Annotated in this window: 13 protein-coding genes; 6 read left to right on the plus strand and 7 right to left on the minus strand. The window is 69.6% G+C overall.

Going from position 1 to position 18,117, the window contains the following annotated elements; translation table 11 throughout:
* Window position 1: 1 nt before the first annotated feature.
* The 4 genes from HUA75_RS02435 to HUA75_RS02450 are packed head-to-tail and all read left to right on the plus strand — an operon-like array spanning window position 2 to window position 8,909.
* Window positions 2-3,931, plus strand: a complete 3,930-nt coding sequence (locus tag HUA75_RS02435) for a translocation/assembly module TamB domain-containing protein (protein ID WP_174485430.1) — start codon at window positions 2-4, stop codon at window positions 3,929-3,931.
* A gap of 11 nt (window positions 3,932-3,942) precedes the next feature.
* Complete coding sequence (locus HUA75_RS02440; RefSeq protein ID WP_174485431.1) at window positions 3,943-7,029, plus strand: POTRA domain-containing protein; 3,087 nt, start codon at window positions 3,943-3,945, stop codon at window positions 7,027-7,029.
* Window positions 7,030-7,038: 9 nt separating this feature from the next.
* On the plus strand, window positions 7,039-7,554 hold the full coding sequence (locus tag HUA75_RS02445) for a hypothetical protein (protein WP_141642874.1): 516 nt from the start codon (window positions 7,039-7,041) through the stop codon (window positions 7,552-7,554).
* Window positions 7,555-7,589: 35 nt separating this feature from the next.
* Window positions 7,590-8,909 carry a lysophospholipid acyltransferase family protein gene (locus HUA75_RS02450; RefSeq protein ID WP_174485432.1) on the plus strand — a complete coding sequence of 440 codons (1,320 nt, stop codon included), beginning with the start codon at window positions 7,590-7,592 and terminating at the stop codon, window positions 8,907-8,909.
* Here the strand turns inward: HUA75_RS02450 and HUA75_RS02455 are convergent.
* The 7 genes from HUA75_RS02455 to HUA75_RS02485 are packed head-to-tail and all read right to left on the minus strand — an operon-like array spanning window position 8,899 to window position 15,641.
* Window positions 8,899-10,182: an MFS transporter gene (locus tag HUA75_RS02455; RefSeq protein ID WP_174485433.1), complete on the minus strand. Its 1,284-nt coding sequence runs from the start codon at window positions 10,180-10,182 to the stop codon at window positions 8,899-8,901. The two genes, HUA75_RS02450 and HUA75_RS02455, sit on opposite strands and share 11 nt — an antisense overlap.
* Window positions 10,179-11,114, minus strand: a complete 936-nt coding sequence (locus tag HUA75_RS02460; protein ID WP_174485434.1) for a Ppx/GppA phosphatase family protein — start codon at window positions 11,112-11,114, stop codon at window positions 10,179-10,181. Before HUA75_RS02460 ends, HUA75_RS02455 begins: the two co-directional genes overlap by 4 nt.
* A 14-nt stretch (window positions 11,115-11,128) precedes the next feature.
* The gene (locus HUA75_RS02465) at window positions 11,129-12,313 is read right to left on the minus strand and encodes an aminotransferase class V-fold PLP-dependent enzyme (protein WP_174485435.1); all 1,185 of its coding nucleotides are present in this window, start codon (window positions 12,311-12,313) and stop codon (window positions 11,129-11,131) included.
* 50 nt (window positions 12,314-12,363) lie between these two features.
* On the minus strand, window positions 12,364-13,659 hold the full coding sequence (locus tag HUA75_RS02470) for an LpqB family beta-propeller domain-containing protein (protein ID WP_141642869.1): 1,296 nt from the start codon (window positions 13,657-13,659) through the stop codon (window positions 12,364-12,366).
* Window positions 13,656-14,441, minus strand: a complete 786-nt coding sequence (locus tag HUA75_RS02475; RefSeq protein ID WP_174485436.1) for an energy transducer TonB — start codon at window positions 14,439-14,441, stop codon at window positions 13,656-13,658. Before HUA75_RS02475 ends, HUA75_RS02470 begins: the two co-directional genes overlap by 4 nt.
* A 3-nt stretch (window positions 14,442-14,444) precedes the next feature.
* A complete protein-coding gene (gene tolR / locus HUA75_RS02480) occupies window positions 14,445-14,918 on the minus strand; it encodes a protein TolR (RefSeq protein WP_141642867.1) in 474 nt (157 codons plus the stop codon).
* Between the two features lie 12 nt (window positions 14,919-14,930).
* The gene (locus tag HUA75_RS02485) at window positions 14,931-15,641 is read right to left on the minus strand and encodes a MotA/TolQ/ExbB proton channel family protein (protein ID WP_141642866.1); all 711 of its coding nucleotides are present in this window, start codon (window positions 15,639-15,641) and stop codon (window positions 14,931-14,933) included.
* A 170-nt stretch (window positions 15,642-15,811) separates the two neighbouring features.
* On the opposite strand from HUA75_RS02485, the gene HUA75_RS02490 reads away from it, so the two are divergent.
* Window positions 15,812-17,119, plus strand: coding sequence for a hypothetical protein (locus HUA75_RS02490; RefSeq protein WP_174485437.1), 1,308 nt, complete (start codon window positions 15,812-15,814; stop codon window positions 17,117-17,119).
* A 114-nt stretch (window positions 17,120-17,233) separates the two neighbouring features.
* A complete protein-coding gene (gene murI / locus HUA75_RS02495) occupies window positions 17,234-18,049 on the plus strand; it encodes a glutamate racemase (RefSeq protein ID WP_174485438.1) in 816 nt (271 codons plus the stop codon).
* Window positions 18,050-18,117 lie beyond the last annotated feature (68 nt).

An 18,117-nucleotide genomic window follows, 5' to 3' on the forward strand; every position in this document is an offset into this window, starting at 1 on the left:
TTTGGCGACACAGAGCCGCAACGGTGCGCTTCGAGCGCTGCTGCTCGTGCTCCTCGTTCTATCGGGGAGTGTGCTCGCGTTGCGCATGCCCGAGACGTGGGAGGTGGCCTGCACCGTCGCGCGGCGACACCTGCCGGACGTGCTCGGGCTGGACGTAGGAATCGGCCGGTGTGAGTTGGATCCGCTCGGCTCGCGCGTGGTGGTGCACGGCTTCTCGCTCTTCCTTCCGGGCGAGGACACGCCGCTGGTGGCGGCGGACACCGCGGAAGTGCAGTTCGGGTTCCTGCGCCCCTTCTCCGGACGGCTGACGCTCGCGCTGGTCCGGGCCGAGCGGCCGCGCGTGACGCTGGATTTGTCCCAGCCCTCGGCGGACCCGGCGAAGAAGTCGGAGGGCTGCTTCCTGGATCCACTCGAGCGGGTGCGGGTGTCCCACCTGGACATCAGCGGAGCGGAGCTGCTACTGGCGCTGCCCGAGGGCCGGCGCGTGGAGGTGGCGGACCTGGACGTGCGCTGGACGGAGCGCTGGGGCGTCATCGAACTGGATGCGGAGGCGCGTCGCGGCCTCGTGCGATTGGGCGCGGATGGCGCGGAGCTGGCGCTGCAGCGGCTGGCCTTCGCTGGCGCCTTGGACCCCGACGAGGCGCTGCTGGAGCTGGAGCGCGCCGAGGTGTCCCTGGATGACATCATCACCACGGTGTCGGGACGCGTGGACTCGCTGTGCCAGCCCCACCTGGCGCTGGACGCGCAGGTCTTCCTCCCGCTGCGCACGCTGTCGCAGGCGAAGCTCCTGCCAAAGCCCGCGACGGGGCACCTGTGGAGTCGCGTGTCCATCGCCGGCAAGCCGGAGTCGCCCGCGGTGTCGCTGGAGCTGTCGGGCAACGGGCTGGGGTACGACAGGTTTGGGCCGGCCAACATCTCCGCGCGCCTGTCGTACTCGGGCGATGAGCTTCGGGTGGAGGAGGTGGTGGTGCCAGTGGGGTCGGGCCGGGTGCGCGCCACGGGCAAGCTGGGGCTGACGCCGCTGTTCCCCCTGGAGGTGAGCCTCAAGACGGAGGATGCCTCATTGGCGCGCATCCTCGACAAGGCGGGGGTGAAGGGCGCGTGGGTGGACTTCGCGGCTTCGCTCGACGCGCAGCTCACGGGCAACCTGCTGCCGCGCTTCTCGCTGTCGGGACCGCTGGATTTGCGCACCAGCCGTTTCAAGCTGGCCACGCGGGCCTATGACGCGCCATCGACCGATGGAATCACCATCCTGGAGTTCGACAAGGGGCGTGCGCAGGCGCAGGTGAAGCTCCAGGCGGACCGGGTGTCGTTCAATCACGTCTCCGCGGAGGTGGGGCGCTCACGCGTCCAGGGCGACGTGGGGCTGCTCATTGGCGGCGGGCTGGGGCTCGACATCCACGGACAGGGTGAGCTGGACCTGGCGGACTTTGGCCACATCGCGGGCCTGAAGTGGGCGGGACGGGGCAACGCCACGTATTCAGTGACGGGGCCGGTGTCGCAGGTGAAGGTGGAGTCCGGGCTGTCGTTCCGCGACTTCGTCTTCTGGAGCTTCTCGCTGGGCGTGCTGCAGGGGAAGCTGAACTACTCCGACGGGGTGTTGGCCTTCCCTTCGTTCACCGGACAGAAAGGGCGCACGCAGTACTACGGCAAGGCCGGCGTGGGCTTCGGACGGTTGCTCAACCTGCGGCTCGAGGTGAATGTCCCGCAGGGACGCACCGAGGACCTGGTGGACGTGGTGGCGGGCCTGACGCCGTCGCTGGCGGTGATGCAGGGCACGCTGGGTGGCACGGCTTCGGGCCGCGTGGAAATCGACAGTCCCATCGAGCGGCTGGAGGGACTGGTGGCCTTCGACGTGAAGGACACCACGTACTACGGACGCAGGCTGGGGGATGGCTCGGCGCGACTGCGCTTCGTGGACGGCAAGGCGATGGTGCTCGAGCGCACGGAGCTGCGCGGTCCGCTGGGGCGCACGTGGGCGGAGGGCACGCTGCTGTTCGCGGGAGGGCTGGATTACCGCTTCGGTGGAGATGGCCTGTCGCTGGCGGAGACGGTGGAGCCGGAGCTCGCGCGACGCATGGGCATCCAGGGGACGATGGTGATGGACGGCGTCGTGTCCGGAACCTCCGACGTGCCCGTGGTCGACGTCACCCTGCGCGCCCCGCGTGTGACGTTCGCCGAGCGCGGCCTGGGCGCGATGGACCTCACCGGGCGACTGGTGGGCAAGGACCTGGAGGTCTGGGGCCGCCCCTTCCAGGACGCCAACGGCCGCGTGAAGCTCAGGGTCCAGGACTCGTGGCCCTATGACGCGTCGCTGACGCTGTCGCTGCCGGAAATCCGTCCGCTGCTTCCCTCGGAGCCGCTGTGGGCGGGCGTGTCCGGCGCGGTGTCCGGCGCGCTCACGGCGAAGGGGCCGCTGATGGAGCCCGGAGCGGCGCACCTGCGGGCGACGGTGGACAAGCTCGTGCTGTCCCGCGACGACGTGCGGGGCGAGAACACGGCGCCCATCAGCCTCGCGTACGAGAAGGGGCGGTTTGAGGTGCAGCCCTTCCGCTTCCTCGGGCCGTACGTCGACCTGAACCTGGGCGGCTGGATGACCACGCGCGGGGGAATCGGCTTCACCCTGCGCGGTGGCGGAGACCTGCGCCTCCTGGAGTCGCTGCTGCCGGCGATGGTGGAGCGCTCCACGGGCCGCGTCACCGTGGACGCGGAGGCCACGGGCACGCTGGAGGCGCCGTCCGTGGTGGGCAGCGCGGAGTTGCTGGACCTGCGCCTGGCCATGCGGGACCTGCCCGTCAACATCCGAGGCATGTCCGGCCGCGTGGAGATGACGGGTCAGCGGCTGCTGCTGGAGCACCTGCAGGGGCAGCTCAACGAAGGGCGCATCTCCGCGCGCGGCGACGTGCGGCTCGCGCGATTCATGCCCCAGCGGCTGGGCCTCACGGTGCAACTGGACGAGGTTCCCTACCGCCTCACGGAAGACCTGCCGGCGACGTTCTCCGGGCTGCTCCAGGTGGTGGGGCCGCCCCGAGGCTTCACCGTCACGGGCGGCATGGACATCGTCAAGATGCGCTACCAGAAGGCGCTGGACGTGGAGTCGCTGCTCAAGTCCATGCAGAAGCGCGCCAACGTGGCGTCGGCGGCGAACGTCATCGCGGGCGAGCAGCAGAAGCCCTGGGTCATCTGGGACGTGAACGTCCACTTCGGCGACGTGCTCGTGGACAACAACCTGGCCAAGGCGCGGATGCTGGGGGACGTGCGGCTGACGGGCACGGACCTGCGGCCGGGCCTCCTGGGTCGGGTGGAGCTGGCGGAGGGCAGCCAGGCGTTCTTCCGCAACAACCCCTTCACCATCAGCCAGGGGCAGCTGGAGTTCCAGGACCCCACCAGCCTGGAGCCCGTCTTCGAGGTCCAGGCCCAGACGCTGGTGCGCGAGTACGTGGTGAAGCTGCACGCCTTCGGCAAGCCCTCGGACCCCCAGGTGCTCCTGTCCTCGGAGCCGGCGCTGGTGGAAGGCGACATCGTCTCCCTGCTGACGCTGGGTTTCACCTCGTCGGACCGAGACACGGCGGCGTCCGCCGGGGCCGGGCTGGCGGCCGAGGCCCTCTTCAACGTGTCGGGCCTGGACCGGCAGGTCCAGCGGTTCCTCCCCAGCAATCCGGTGCTGCGGGATTTGTCCCTCCAGATTTCCACGACCTACAACGACGCCACACGTCAAGCGGAGCCCACCGCGCAACTGGAGTCGAAGTTCCTCAGCGAGCAGCTTAAAATCGGTATGACTCAACCGGTGAGTGGGCGAGGAACGCGGGCGCGTGCCGAGTACCGCTTCGACGACAGACTTTCCGCGCAGGCCCAGTGGGACAACGAGAACAGCGAAGCCTCGTTTGGCAACCTCGGGCTCGAGCTGAAGCTGAGCTGGGAGGTCGAGTAGCCCGCGCCGCCATGGCGCTGGCACTGGGGCTCTGCGTCCTGTGCGCGGGCCTGGCGCGAGCCCAACTTCGCGAGGTCGACGTTCCCGGGCCGGAAGTGGTGGCCGTGGAGCTGCATCTGCCGGGCGGTGTGGACGGACAGGGGCTCAGCGGACTGGTGGCGGTGCGCAAGGGCCAGTTGCTGACGCCCGCGGCCGTGCGCCGCTCGGTGGAGCGACTGTGGGCCACGGGGCGCTTCGCGGACGTGGTGGCGAGCGTGGTGGACGTGCCCGGTGGGGTGCGCCTGGTGTTCCAGCTCACGCCCGTGTCGAGGCTCGCGCGGCTGCGCTTCGAAGGCAACGCGGTGCTGTCGGACGGGGAGCTGCTGGATGCCAGCGGCCTCCTGGAGGGCGGCCCCCTGGACGGCGAGGAGCTGGAGGGGGCGGTGTCCTCCGTGCTCCAGGCGTACCAGCGCAAGGGCTACGACTCCGTGAAGGTGACGGCGCGGCAGGAGCCGGTGACGGACGGCGTGGCGGTGTTGCTCCTCGTCTCCGAGGGCCAGCCGACGCGCGTGCGACAGGTGAGCTTCTCGGGCAGCCCGGGGCTGCCGCTGCCGCGCCTGCTGGAAGTGCTGGCGATGCCGCCGGGCGACGTGTTCGACCGGGCGCGGCTGGAGTCGGGGCTGGACCAGTTGCGTGCGCTGTTGCGTGAGTCGGGCCACTGGAGAGCCCAGGTGGGCACGCCCTCGGTGCTCGTGGAGGGCAGCTCCGCCTCGGTGGCGGTGCCCCTGTCAGCGGGGCCTCGGTATTCGCTGCGCTTCCATGGCAACCACCGCTTCTCCGCGGAGATTCTGGAGGGTGTGCTGGCGCATGACGCCGCGGAGCCGCTCGACGAGGTGGTGGCGGGCCGGCTGGCGCGGCGGGTGGAGTCCTTCTACCGGCACCGTGGCTTCCACGACGCGAAGGTGCACTCGCGCGAGGTGGTCCGGCCGGACGGAGAGGTGGCCGTGCTGGCCTTCGACGTGGACGAGGGCCAGCCCCTGCGCGTCAACGAGGTCCGCTTCCATGGCAACGCCTCGCTCGGCTCGGGGACGCTGAGGGAGTTCCTCGCGGAGCGCATTCGCGCGGGCGAGCTCCAGCCGGAGCTGGACCTGCGACTCCAGGACGACCCGCTGGACGCGGAGGGTCGCCATGGCCGTCGCGCCGCGGCGAGGGAGCCCGTGCCGGACCCGTCCACGGTCTACGTGGAAGAGGCGTGGCTGGAGGCGACGGAGGCGATGAACGAGGCGTACCGCGAGCGGGGCTTCCTGTCCTCGTCCGTGGTGTTCCGTGGGCTGACGGTGGATGCGCGCACGCGGACGGCGGTGGCGGACTTCGACGTGGAGGAAGGGCCGCAGGCGCGCGTGACGGAGGTCCGCTACGAGGGGCTGCCGGAAGGTACGGCGCGGCTCTCGACGGGGGCGGGGGTGGGGGTGCACAAGGGCCTGCCCCTGAGCTTCGAGGCGGTGGAGGCGGCGCGCCTGTCCCTGGAGCGAGGGCTGGGGCAGCAGGGATATCTCTTCGCCCGCGTCACCACGGAGTCGTCCGTTGGAGAGGACGGACGGGCGGCGACGGTGGTGTTCCGCGCGGACGCGGGGCCCCAGGTGAAGGTGGGCAAGGTGCTGGTGCAGGGGCTGACGCGCACGGACCCGGACCTCATCATGGCCAACCTCAACCTGGAGGAAGGGCAGCCGCTCGCGCTGGAGGCGCTGACGGAGGGCCAGCGTCGACTGGCCCGGTTGGGGTTGTTCCGACAGGTGGATGTCTCGCTCGCGGACCCGACTCGCCGCGAGCCGTCCAAGGACATCGTGGTGACGGTGCACGAGCGGCCGCGCCTGGATGGGCAGGTCTCCGGTGGCTACTTCCTCGTCGATGGTCCTCGCATCACCCTGGACACGACGTATCGCAATCTCGATGGGCTGGGCTTGAGCCTGCTGGCGCGCGGGAAGGTGAACTACGCGGGCTGGAGCGCGGAGGCGCTGTCCGCGGACCGTCGCATCGCCTGTCAGCAGTCCGGAGGCGCGGCCTCCGCGGGCTGTGACGTGGAGCTTCAGGGGCTGGCGGGCCTGGGAGGTCGTGGCAACCTGGCGCTGTCGCAGCCGCGCCTGTACTTCCTGCTGCCGTTCGAAGTGGGCGCGCGACTGGATTTGATTGCCGAGCGCGTGCACCGGCCCTCGTACGTGTCCGCGCGATTCGCGGCGGCCGCGGCGCTCGACTGGGCGGTGACGTCCTGGTTCAACGCCTCGCTGTCGTACGAAGTGGAGAACAACCGGCTGCGCTCGCGCGCGGGCGTGCTGGAGTTGCTCAACCGCGCCGACCAGGAGCGGCTGCGCTACCCCTACGGCGACTTCGCGCTGCACTCGCTGCGGCCGTCCATCACCCTCGACTTCCGGGACGACCCGGCGAATCCCCGGCGCGGCCTGGTGCTCATCAGCAGCGCGGAGCTCACGCGAGGCATCAGCGTGAAGCCCACGGACGTGGCGGGCAATGCCGTGGCGGCGTTCCCCATCAACAGCGTGAAGCTGGCGAGCAACCTGAGTGGCTACATCCCCCTGGGACGCAGGGCGAGTCTGGCGCTGTCGGCGCGCGCGGGGACCATCGTCCCGCTGGAGCCGGGCGCGCAGACCATCGGCTCGAAGTTGTTCTATCTGGGGGGCTCGTCGAGCCTGCGCGGCTTCCGCGAGGACGGTGTGTTGCCGGAGGACGTGCGCGAGGCGCTGCATCAGCGGCTGCGGGATTGCCGCTCACTCATCAGCCCGTCGGGGTGCTCGGGAGAGCTGAAGGCGGTGCTCGCGGGGCAGGTGCCGGGGAGCCAGGGCGGTGAGCTCTTCACGCTGGGCAAGGCGGAGCTGCGGGTGCCGGCGCTCACGTCGCTGGACCTGGGGCTGTTCCTCGAGGCGGGCAACCTGTGGTTGGACCGGACGCGGTTGGATTTTGAGCGACTGCGCTACGCGGCGGGCGTGGGCCTGCGGTACGTGACGCCGGTGGGCCCGCTGGCGTTCGACGTGGGCTTCAACCTGGACCCGGATGAGGAAGTGAACGAGGCGCGGACGCAGTTCCACTTCAGCATCGGTACGTTCTGAGGAGGCGGGATGCGCGGGTCCGCATGGCTGACGGCGCTGGTGGTGGTGGGGTGGGGGGTGGGGTGCGGCCACACGGAGGACGCGGCGATGAAGCCGGAGCGTCCCAAGTGGATGCCTCCGGAGGGGACGTGTCCGAAGGGCGCGCTCGTCCAGATGGAGCGGCTGGGGCTGAAGCCAGGGGACAAGGTCCCTGTCATCGTCGATGCCATCCAGGACCACCCAGGTCCCGCCCGGTACAACTACAGCTTCGTGATTGCGCTGCCTCGGGACGACGGGGAGAAGAAGCTGCCCGGCGCGCGCATCGGTGGACGGTTGTACGTGACGAAGCACCGGGTGTTCGGTCGCTATGACCGGGTGTTCCTGCCGGAGAGCGGCGCGATGTCGGTGCCGTTCTGCGGCATCCTGCTGGATGCGCGGTGGGACCGTGACGGCGAGGGGCTGATTGCCTACCCGAGCCCGATGAAGGGCTTCTCCGTCGTGCAGGACAACACGGGCGTCATCCTCGTCGTGGACCAGTACCCGTGAGCTGTCGCGCCCTCCCGTGAGGTACAGTCCGGGACGTGTTCTACGCGTGCGTCCGGGCCGTGGTGGCGGTGTGTCTGCGACTCTTCTACCGGGTGAAGGTGAATGCACCCGGCGCCGAGCCGGAGGGCCCGGTGTTGTTCGTGGGCAACCACCCCAATGGCCTCATCGACCCGGCCCTGGTCTTCATCCTCACGCGCCGCAAGGTGACGTTCCTGGCGAAGGCGCCGCTGTTCCGCATGCCCGTCCTCGGCTGGCTGCTCAAGGGACTCGATGCGCTGCCCGTGTACCGCAAGCAGGATGACCCGACGAAGATGGGAGGCAACGAGGGCACGCTCGACGCCGCCAAGGGCGCGCTCGTGCAAGGCCGCGCCATCACCATCTTTCCCGAGGGCAAGAGCCACTCCGAGCCTGGCCTGGCGGAGCTGAAGACGGGGGCCTCGCGCATCGCGCTGAGTGCCGCGAAGGAGGGCGCCCCGGTGCGCATCGTTCCCGTGGGCCTCACCTACGCGGAGAAGCACGTCTTCCGCAGTGAGGTGCTCATCGACGTGGGCCCCGCCATCGAAGTCGCCACCTTCCTCTCCGCGGATGCCGCCTCGGAACCTGATTCCGTGCGCGCCCTGACCGAGCGCATCGCGGAGGGGCTCCGCGCCGTGACGCTCAACCTGGAAGAGTGGGCGGACCTGCCGCTCGTGCAACTCGCCGAGCAGCTCTTCTCCTTCAAGCAGGGGGGAACGCTGGACGCGGAGCGGCTGCGCCTGTGGGCGCGTGGGGTGCAACTGTTCCGCGCCCAGGAGCCCGAGCGGTTCGAGGACGTGCGCACCCATCTCGCGTCCTTCCAGCGTCGTCTCGCGCTGGTGCATGCGGACGGGCCCAAGGACCTCGCGCTCGTCTACCGCACAGGCAACGTCGTCCCCTTCGTCGTGAAGAACCTGCTGGCGCTGGTGTTCGGCCTGCCGCTCTTCGCGCTGGGACTCGTGCTCTTCTGGGTGCCCTACCAGGTGCCCAGGGTGGCCAGCCGCAAGGCCGAACTCGACGTGCAGGCGACGGTGAAGTTCCTCACGGCCTTCGTCGTGGCGCTCGTGTGGTGGGCCGCGCTCACTGTCGCCGCGGGACTGTGGGGGGGCACCTTCTGGGCGCTCCCGACCTTCCTCATCGTGCCGCCCCTGGCGCTGTTCACGCTCTACTTCGCGGAGCGCTGGGACGTGCTCCGGCGGGACATCGACGTGTTCTTCACGCTGGGCAACCGCGCGCGCCTCAAGGCCCTGCTGCTCTCCGACGGAGAGCGGCTGGCCGCGGAGGTGGAGCGACTGGCGGAAGAGTACCGGCCGAAGGTAGACGCCACTGTCAGGCGGTAACGCGCTCTCTCGGCACGGCCTCGCGGAACAGCCGTGCGCCGATGAGCAGGGCCACTCCGCCCAGCAGCACGGGCAGGGCATTCACGGCGATGGCGGTGCGCAGGTTCGCCGCGTCGGCGATGTTGCCGATGAGCGTGGGCGAAATCGCGTCCCCCAGCAGGTGGATGCACAACACGTTCAGCCCCATGGCGAAGGCGCGGAACGCGGGTGGCACGCAGTTGACGATGGCGGCGTTGATGGGGCCGCTGTTGAGGAAGATGAGGAACTGCGCCACGCCCATCGCCGCGAGCGCGGGTCCCACGTCCTTCAGGTTGACCGCGAGGTACATGCACGGCGCCGCCAGCAAGAGGCCGATGCCGGACATCGACAGTCCACCACCCTCGCGCTTGCGGTCCATCTTGTCGCCCAGCCATCCACCGGCCACCGTCCCCAGCAGGCCCGCCACCGCCGTAATCGCGCCGAAGATGAAGCCGGAGCTGTCCGCCGCCATCCCTCGCTCGCGCACCAGATAGGTCGGCATCCAGAAGCCCAGTCCGCCGATGGAGAACGTCATCAGCGTGTAGCCCGCCGTCACCGCCCAGAAGGCCGCGTTGCGACCCAGCCCCTTGAGCCCCACCATGAAGGGCAGCTTCGCCGCCGCGTCCGGACCATCCATGGCCCCGCGCTTCGGCTCCGGCATGAAGAAGGCCAGGGCCCCCAGAATCAGGCCCGGCACGCCTCCCGCGAAGAAGGCCACGTGCCACGAATACGCCTGCGTCAGCCACCCACCCAGCCCGTAGCCCGCCGCCGCGCCCACCGGAATGGCGATGTAGAAGAACGCGAGCATCCGGGTGCGCTGCTCGCGCGGGTACAGGTCCGAGATGATGCTCGGCGCCACCGCGCCATAGCCCGCCTCGCCGATGCCAATCACCGCGCGCGCGACGAGCAACGCGATGAAGGACGTGGCCAGTCCACTCGCCCCCGTCGCGAGGCTCCACAGCAACACCCCGCCCGCCACCAGCAGCCGGCGTGGATACCTGTCACCCAGGAAGCCGCCCACCGGGGAAGCCAGCATGAACACCACGATGAACATGGTGCCCAGCAGCCCCGCCTGGGTGTCGTTGATGCCGAACTCCTTCTGGATGCCCGGCAGCGCCACCGCGACGATGTACCGGTCCAGGTAGTTGACCAGGTTGATGAGCGTGAGGACGAGCAGCGCGTAGCCGGCATTCGCCGCGGGAGCGATGGGCGCGGTGGTCGGGGAAGGGGAGAGGCTCACGGAAGACGTGCTCATGACCGGGCCGCCCCGGCTCCGAAGCGGTGCGCGAGCAGTCCCCACCTCAAGCCCCTGTCACTCACGCGGCAGCCGTCCAATCCCAGGGCCTTCACCGACTCCAACAGGATGATGGCGCCCGCGGGGATGACGTCCGCGCGCTTGGGCTGCATGCCCGGCAGCGCTCTGCGCTCTTCCAGTGGCAACTGGCACAGCCGGTCCGCCAGCGCGGTCAGCTCGCCCACGGACAGCGTGCCGCCATGCACCCGCTCCGCGTCATACGGGTCGATGGCGTGTCGCACCGCGTACAGCGTCGTCACCGTGCCCGCGACGCCCACCAGCCCCGAGGCGGGAGGTGGAGGGGGCAGCGTCTTGAAGGTGTCGCGCAGGTGCGACTCGATGCGCGCCCGGTCCTCCGAGGACATCGGGTCGGAGCGCACGAAGCGCTCGGTGAGCCGCACCGCGCCCACGTCGAAACTGTGCCGGAATTCCACGTGGCCCGCGGGGTTGCCGAAGATGAACTCCGTGGAGCCTCCGCCAATGTCCAGCACCAGCAGGGGCCCCGCCGCCTCGCCCGCGAAGTCCGAGTACACCGCGGCGAAGGACAGCTGCGCCTCCAGTTGCCCGGAGATGATTTCCACCGTGACGCCCGCGCGCTCCTTCGCGGCGGAGAGGAACTCCGCGCCGTTGCTCGCGTCGCGTGCCGCGCTGGTGGCGGACACCGCGATGTCCTCCGCGCCCAGCTCCCGCGCCTCGCGCGCGAAGGACTTCAGCACCGAAAGCGTGGCCTCCATGCCCTCCGCCGACAGCCGACGGGTGGCGTCCACGCCACGGCCCAGCCGGGTGATTTCCGCGCGCTCCCGGATGGCCTCGAAGCGGCCCTCCGCCGTGCGTTCCGCGACCAGCAACAGCACGGAGTTGGTACCGATATCGATGGTGGCGAATCGCGGCATGCGCGCAAGCCTACTCAACGCAGGAGCGCTTCCAAAGCATCCGCCAGCGCCCGGTACTCCTCCGGCGTGTTGTAGAGCTGCGCGGACACGCGGACGTGACGGTGGGGCGGCTTGGGCCAGGCGACGATGGGCACCTCGATGCGGTACTCGTCGAACAGGCGAAGGTGGACCGGGTCCAGGTAGAGGGGCGGCTCGGGCTGCTCCGGGTAGCCCGCGGGCAGGGTGACCACCGCCATGCTGCCCACCATGTCCTCGGGGCAGGCGGGGGCGGTCTTCATCCGCTCGCACAGCAGTGCGCGCGCGGCCAGGGCCTTGCTCCGGTTGGCCGCCATCACCTCGGGCCAGCCTCCGGGTAGCAGGCCACCCACCACTCGCAGCGCTTCCGGGACACAGAGCGCGGCGGTGGGGTCCATGGTCCCCGTCCAGTCGAAGAGGAGCCGGAAGCGGGAGCGGTCCGTGCGGGGCGAGTTGCGCCCATGGCTCACGGCCAGGGGCGTCATGCCCTCCTGCAGGTCGCGGCGCACGTGGAGGAAGGCCGCGCCCTTGGGAGCGCACAGCCACTTGTGGCAGTTGCCCGTGTAGTAGCCCGCGCCCAGCGAGCGCAGCGACAGGGGCACCATGCCGGGCCCGTGCGCGCCGTCCACCAGCGTCTCGATTCCCCTGGCTCGCAGCTCGGAGATGAGCCGGGCCAGGGGCATCACCAGCGCCGTCTGGCTGGAGACGTGGTCCACGAGGAACAGGCGCGTGCGGGGCGTCACATGCGCGAGCACCACGTCCACGATGGACTGCGCGGAAGTCACGGGCCAGGGGAGCTTCGCCACCACGACCTTCGCGCCCCACTGCGCCGCGACGAAGTCCAGCGCGTTGCGACTGGCGTTGTATTCGTGGTCCGTGGTGAGCAGCTCGTCACCCGGCTCGAAGCGCAGCGAGCGCAGCACCGTGGTGACGCCGCTGGTGGCGTTGGCGACGAAGGACACGTCCTCCGCATCCGCGTCGACGAAGTCGGCGAGCTTTCCCCGGGCCTCGTCCAGCAGCGGCTCGATTTCGCGGTGGAGGAAACGGACGGGCTCCGCCTCCATGCGCGCGCGCAGCTCCGACTGCTTCTGGAGCACGGCGGTGGGGCACGCTCCGAAGGAGCCGTGGTTGAGGAACAGGACCTCGGGGTCCAGTCCCCAGTGGGAACGGAAGGGGGCGCTCATGCGCGGGAACTGGACCCGAGCACGCGCCCCCTGTCAACGCGCCACGAGTCCTACGGCTGCGCGTCCGCGAGCGGCGCCCAGTCGGGCGTCAACAGCGTGCCCTTCTCCGCCCGGAGGGGGAGCTGGTTGTTGCCGTCCGCCGTCATCACGAACAGCTGCGAGCCGCCTGCCCGGGTGGTGGAGAAGAGCACCAGCCGACCGTTGGGCGAGAAGGCGGGCTCCTCGTTGTTGCCCTGGTCCTGCGTCAGGCGCGTCACCTTGCCCGACTCGACGTGGATGGTGAACAGGTCGAACGCGTTGCGCTCGTCGCGCGCGGTGAAGACGATGAGGTCGCCGCGCGGAGACCAGTCCGGCGTCTGGTTGTAGTTGCCCTGGAAGGTGAGGCGCCGCACGCCCGAGCCATCCGCGCCCATGATGTAGATTTGAGGGCTGCCGCCGCGGTTGGACACGAAGGCGATGCGCTTGCCGTCGGGCGACCACGCGGGGCTGGTGTTGAGGCCGTAGGGCGTGTCGGTGATGGCCTTCGCGCCGCTGCCGTCGGCGCCGGACACGTAGATTTGCGCGCTCTCTCCCTCGGCCAGCGAGTACGCCAGCCGCTTGCCGTCCGGAGAGAAGGCGCCACCGGTGGCCATCTGCCCGGCGGAGACCACCGAGCGGGCTTCGCCACCCGGACGCTGCACCCAGATGTCCGGCCGGTTCTTCCGGTAGGACGTGTACGCCACCTGCGCGCCGTCCTGGCTCAGCGAGGGGAGGATGTTGATGCCGCCCTTGGTGAGCGACACGGGATTGCCGCCGTCCCAGTCCGCCACCACCACGTCGCGGTTGTTGCCCGCCTTGCGCACGTAGGTGATGCGCGACAGGAAGGGGCTGGGCTCGCGGGTGAAGTGCCGGTACAGCGCGTCCGCCAGCCGGTGGGCCAGCAGCGACGGGTTGTTGGCCGGCGCGTCCTTGGCGACCTTGAGGTCCTCGCGGCCGGTGCCCACGTTGAACAGGCGCAGCTCGCCGCGCAGCGTGCCCGCGTCGTCCGCGAGCGACACCTTGACGAGCGCCTCGGCGCCCACGTCCGCCCAGCGGCTGAAGGTGATGGTGCCGGCGGCCATGCCCTCCTTGGGGTCGGCCGTGAAGCTCTTGCGGTCCAGCACCTGGAGGATGCCGGAGGCCACGAGGTCGAAGTTGAACGCCGTGTCGAACGTGTTGGCCTGCGCCTTGGCACCCTCGTTCTGGGTGATGGGCGCGGGGACCGCCACGGGCAGCGGGCGGAAGTTGGCGCCGGAGATTTCGATGGTCGGCGTCTGGGCGAATGCCGCGAGCGGCACGAGGACGAGGGAGAGGAGCAGGGCTTTCATAGGGCGTTGAACATCAGGTTGACGCCGTTCTTCTGCAGCGCGTCTCGGAGGTGGTCGGGAGGAGGCGAGAAGGGTGAGGCCTTGCGCACGGCGTTGAGGACCGCCGCGTCGAACAAATCATTGCCACTGGGCTTGGTGAGGCTCACGTCCAGCACCTCGCCCGAGCGGCCCAGGCGCAGCGCGACGAGCGCCTTGAGGTGCAGGCGCTCCGATTCGGGGATGGTGTCCGCGACGCTGTAGTTGCGCCGCACCTGTGCCTGGAGCATCCCGAAGTAGCGCTCGCCCTCGGCGGTGGCCGAGTCGCCGTCCGCGTCTCCATCCTCGGCGCCCTCGGGCTCTTCATCCGGCGACGCCTTGGCCGTCTTGTCGAAGGCGCCGAAGAGCCGCTTGCGGCGGTCCTCGCCTTCCTTCTCACCCTTCACGGGCGTGGGCTTGGGCGCGGAGGAGGGCTCCGGCTTGACGCCGGGGATGGGCACCGCGACAGCGGCGGAGGACGGCGGAGGCGGCGCTTCAGGCGCGGGCTTGGGCGCGTCCACCTGCTTGGGCGGCGGTGGCGGCTGCTCCTTGCGCGGCAGGAGCTTGGCGTCGCGGGGCTTGCCCAGGCGCACCAGCGTTGCGCGGATGGGCTGCGCCGTGAGGTCCACCGGGGGCGACGCGTTGAAGCGCGCATACAGCACCGCGGCGAGCAGCAGGGCGATGTGCCCCACCACCGACGCGATGACGAACGGCGACACCCGCGCGGAGCGATTGACGAGCAGGCTGTGGCTCACCGCGGAGTGCATGGGCTAGCGCTTCGCCTCCTTCGGCTTCTTCGAGGTCGACGAGGTGTTGGACGTCTTGGCCCCTGTCGAAGGGTCCGTGATCATCCCCACATTGTTGATGCCCGCCCGCTGCGCGGCCGCCATGACCTCCACGACGGTGCCGTAGGGCACGTCCCGGTCGGCATGGAGGAACACTTCTTTATCGGCCTGCACCTTGGCGTTGGCGGCGAGCTTCGCCTCCAGCTCCTCCAGGGGCACCTCGGCGTCGCCGATGTAGACCTTCTTGCCCGCGTCGATGGAGAGGACCACCTTCTTCTCCGTGGCCTCCACGGGCGCGGCCTTGGTCTCCGGCAGGTTCACCTTCACGCCCTGCTGGATGAGGGGCGCGGTCACCATGAAGATGATGAGCAGCACCAGCATCACGTCCACCATGGGCGTGACGTTGATCTCGCTCATCGTGGTGCGGCCACCACTGCGATTGCCTCCGCCCATTCCCATGGTCGCGCCCGCCTAGCGGAAGAAGTGACGCTTGATGATGTTGAGGAAGTCCGCGGAGAAGTTCGACATCTCCGTGTCGAACACCTTGATGCGGCTGACGAACGAGTTGTAGGCGACCACTGCCGGAATCGCCGCGAACAGGCCCGCCGCCGTGGCGAACAGCGCGTTGCCCACGGGCGCCGCCACCGTGGCCAATGTCGCATTGCCCTGCTCGGCGATTTGATTGAAGGCGCTGAGGATTCCGATGACGGTGCCGAACAGGCCCACGAAGGGTGAGGCCGCGCCGACGGTGCCCAGGAACGACACCCGCGCCTCCAGCTCCGTGATTTGCGACGTGGAGGCCCGCATCAGCGCGCGCTCCACGTTCTCGATTCCGCCCAGCCGCTCCGCCATGGCGCCCTCGGCGCCGCCTTCCTTGGCCTGGGCCAGCTTGGACAGCTCCTCGTAGCCGGCGCAGAAGACCTTGGACAGGGGCGAGGCGTCGAGCTTCTGGGCCGTCTGGTAGATGGCCTCCAGCCGGGACGCCTTCCAGAAGGTGTCGAGGAAGGTGAGAGACTGTGCGCGGGCCTTGGCGAGCTGGGTGGCCTTCATGGCGATGAGGGCCCAGGAAGCCACGGAGACACCCATCAGGAGCAGCAGGACGGCCAGCTCGATGAAGGAAGCGTCGCGGATGATCTCCACGTAGTTCATGGCGCCAAGCGCCAGGGGCAGGTGGGGCGTCATGAGGTGGAGCGCGTAACACTCCGCTACAACTGGGTCAAACAAACGGGGACGGGGGCCGGTTGCCTGCTTGAAGTTGCTTGGCCGTACGGATGAATAATTCCCGGAGAGGGTCGTCAGAGGTGACTGAAACGGGCCGAACACCTCAACACCCCACGGACAGGTTGCCCCCCATGAACTCCAGACTGCTGGTCGCTCTCCTCTGCCTGGCGGCGGTCTCCACCGGCTGCATCATCCACGGCGAAGACGACTACGACGAGCCCATCTACCCGGGCGACGCGACGTTCCGCTGGACCTTCGGCGGACTGCGCTGCGACGAGGACCGCGACATCAAGGGCGTCAACATCACAATTCCCGGCGAGCGGCTGGCCAACGACGGCCAATACGCGTGTCAGGCCAACGGCTTCGACGGCATCGTCCTCCACGACTTCGCGCCGGGCATCTACAGCTTCAACGTGGAGGCGATCAGCTACACCAACGAGGTGCTCTACGAGGCGAGCGGCACCTTCCGCGTGGATGGCGACGTGACGGTGAGCATCGACCTCGCGCCGCTGGGCGCCCCGCCGTCCTTCGCGTACGTGAACTGGCTGTTTCCGGCGAACTCCAGCAGCGGCAACCCGAACTGCAACCAGGCGGGTGTGGCCTTCGTGGATGCCCGGGTGGATGGCGGGCAGTGGGCGCGCTTCGACTGCACGGCGGGGCATGGCGGCAACAGCGTGAAGACGCCGTACCTGGACCCGGGTGAGCACGACCTGGAGCTGGTCGCCCTCGACTCGCAGCAGCGCACGCTGTACGCCCACAGCGGGCGGTTCTCCACCCGCTACGGCGAGCCGACGTCATACACCGCCACCCTTCGCACCACGAGCAGCGGCGCCACCATCCGCTGGGAGTTCGTGGAGGGGTCGAGCAGGCTGGGCTGCGGGCAGGCCGGCGTGACGCACGTGGAGGCCCGCATCGATGGGGGCGCGTGGGTCCGCTTCAGCTGCTTGGAGGGAAGCTCGGGCGCCAGCGTCACCACGCCCACGCTGAACCCCGGCAACCATGACCTGCAACTGGTGGCCGTCGATGGGCAGAACCGTCCCTGGTATTATTACAGCGCGCAGTTCTCGATTCAGTCCGGCGAGACGAAGCAGGTGCTGGCCCCGATGTGGGTGATTGGCGGGGCGTCCATCAAGTGGGAGCTGCGCGCCGGTGGCTCCGCGCTGAGCTGCTCGCAGGCGGGCATCACCGAGGTGGCCATCAACTTCCGCGATGTCTTCACTGGGGAGCTGGTGTACGGCATCGTCGGTGACCGGCACGGCTGCAACGACGCGCCGGTGGTCTACGAGTTCCTCCGCCCGGGCCGCTACGAGGTGGAGATGTACGCGAAGGCGGGCAACGGCACGGAGTACTTCTCGGTGAACGACAGCGTGTTCATCAATGTCGACGGCCACGTGTTCCCGGGAGCGAGTAGCGCCGCACTGGTGTCGCTGTTCCCGTAGTCGAGCCCGCTTGCTCGTGGGGTGAAGAAGAGGGTCGGGGCCACGCGCCTCGGCCCTCTTCGCGTTGCGGGGGAGCCCGTGTCGTTGGCATCAAACGTGATAGGGACACCGGACATGCGGCAAGGCAGCCACAGTCCCATTGGCGTATTTGATTCAGGTGTCGGAGGGCTCACGGTCCTCAAGTCACTCATGGAGCACCTCCCCCACGAGAGCACGGTGTATCTGGGGGACACGGCCCGGGTGCCCTACGGCACCAAGTCCGGCGAGGTGGTGACGCGCTACTCGCTGAAGAACGCGGAGTTCCTGCTGGAGCGCGGCATCAAGCTGCTGGTGGTGGCGTGCAACACGGCCTCCGCCGCGGCCCTGCCCGCGCTGGAGGCGGCGCTGCCGGTGCCGGTGGTGGGCGTCATCCAGCCAGGAGCCCAGGCGGCCCTGGAGCGCACGCGAGGCGGCGGAGTGGGCGTCATCGGTACGCCGGGCACCATCCGCTCCGGGGCCTATCAGCGCGCCCTGGAGACGGCGAACCCCGGGGTGCGGGTGAAGGCCCGCGCCTGTCCGCTCTTCGTTCCGCTGGCGGAGGAGGGATGGACCACGGGCGACGTGCCCCTGCTGACGGCGCGTGAGTATCTGGGGGAGTTCGCGCGGGAAGGCGTGGACACGCTCGTCCTGGGCTGCACGCACTACCCGCTGCTCAAGGGAGTCATCGCGGAGGTGGTGGGGCCCCATGTCGCGCTGGTGGACTCGGCGGAGGCCACCGCGCTGGCGGTGGCGGCGCTGCTGGCTCGCAAGGAGCTGCTGGCGCCCGCGACGACGCGTGCCCCGTCTCACGCGTACTACGTGACCGACGTTCCCGAGCGCTTCATGGAAGTGGGGGCGAGGTTCCTCGGCCGGCCCATCGATGCCGCCGAGCAGGTCGACCTGAAGTTCTGAGTCCCTGGCGTCGGGGGAGGCGCTCCGCGCGGCACGCGGGCCTCACCCCTCGGCGGTCCATCGCGTGG

Origin of the sequence: Myxococcus sp. CA040A (assembly GCF_013336725.1) — a bacterium.
GTDB lineage: Bacteria > Myxococcota > Myxococcia > Myxococcales > Myxococcaceae > Myxococcus > Myxococcus llanfairpwllgwyngyllgogerychwyrndrobwllllantysiliogogogochensis.

Excerpts from the sequence above, each read along its gene's own strand:
- HUA75_RS02485 (WP_141642866.1), bottom strand. The coding sequence starts at position 15,641 with ATGACGCCCCACCTGCCCCTGGCGCTTGGCGCCATGAACTACGTGGAG.
- HUA75_RS02465 (WP_174485435.1), bottom strand. The coding sequence starts at position 12,313 with ATGAGCGCCCCCTTCCGTTCCCACTGGGGACTGGACCCCGAGGTCCTG.
- tolR (WP_141642867.1), bottom strand. The coding sequence starts at position 14,918 with ATGGGAATGGGCGGAGGCAATCGCAGTGGTGGCCGCACCACGATGAGC.
- HUA75_RS02475 (WP_174485436.1), bottom strand. The coding sequence starts at position 14,441 with ATGCACTCCGCGGTGAGCCACAGCCTGCTCGTCAATCGCTCCGCGCGG.
- HUA75_RS02455 (WP_174485433.1), bottom strand. The coding sequence starts at position 10,182 with ATGAGCACGTCTTCCGTGAGCCTCTCCCCTTCCCCGACCACCGCGCCC.
- HUA75_RS02470 (WP_141642869.1), bottom strand. The coding sequence starts at position 13,659 with ATGAAAGCCCTGCTCCTCTCCCTCGTCCTCGTGCCGCTCGCGGCATTC.
- HUA75_RS02460 (WP_174485434.1), bottom strand. The coding sequence starts at position 11,114 with ATGCCGCGATTCGCCACCATCGATATCGGTACCAACTCCGTGCTGTTG.
- HUA75_RS02490 (WP_174485437.1), top strand. The coding sequence starts at position 15,812 with ATGAACTCCAGACTGCTGGTCGCTCTCCTCTGCCTGGCGGCGGTCTCC.
- HUA75_RS02445 (WP_141642874.1), top strand. The coding sequence starts at position 7,039 with ATGCGCGGGTCCGCATGGCTGACGGCGCTGGTGGTGGTGGGGTGGGGG.
- HUA75_RS02440 (WP_174485431.1), top strand. The coding sequence starts at position 3,943 with ATGGCGCTGGCACTGGGGCTCTGCGTCCTGTGCGCGGGCCTGGCGCGA.
- murI (WP_174485438.1), top strand. The coding sequence starts at position 17,234 with ATGCGGCAAGGCAGCCACAGTCCCATTGGCGTATTTGATTCAGGTGTC.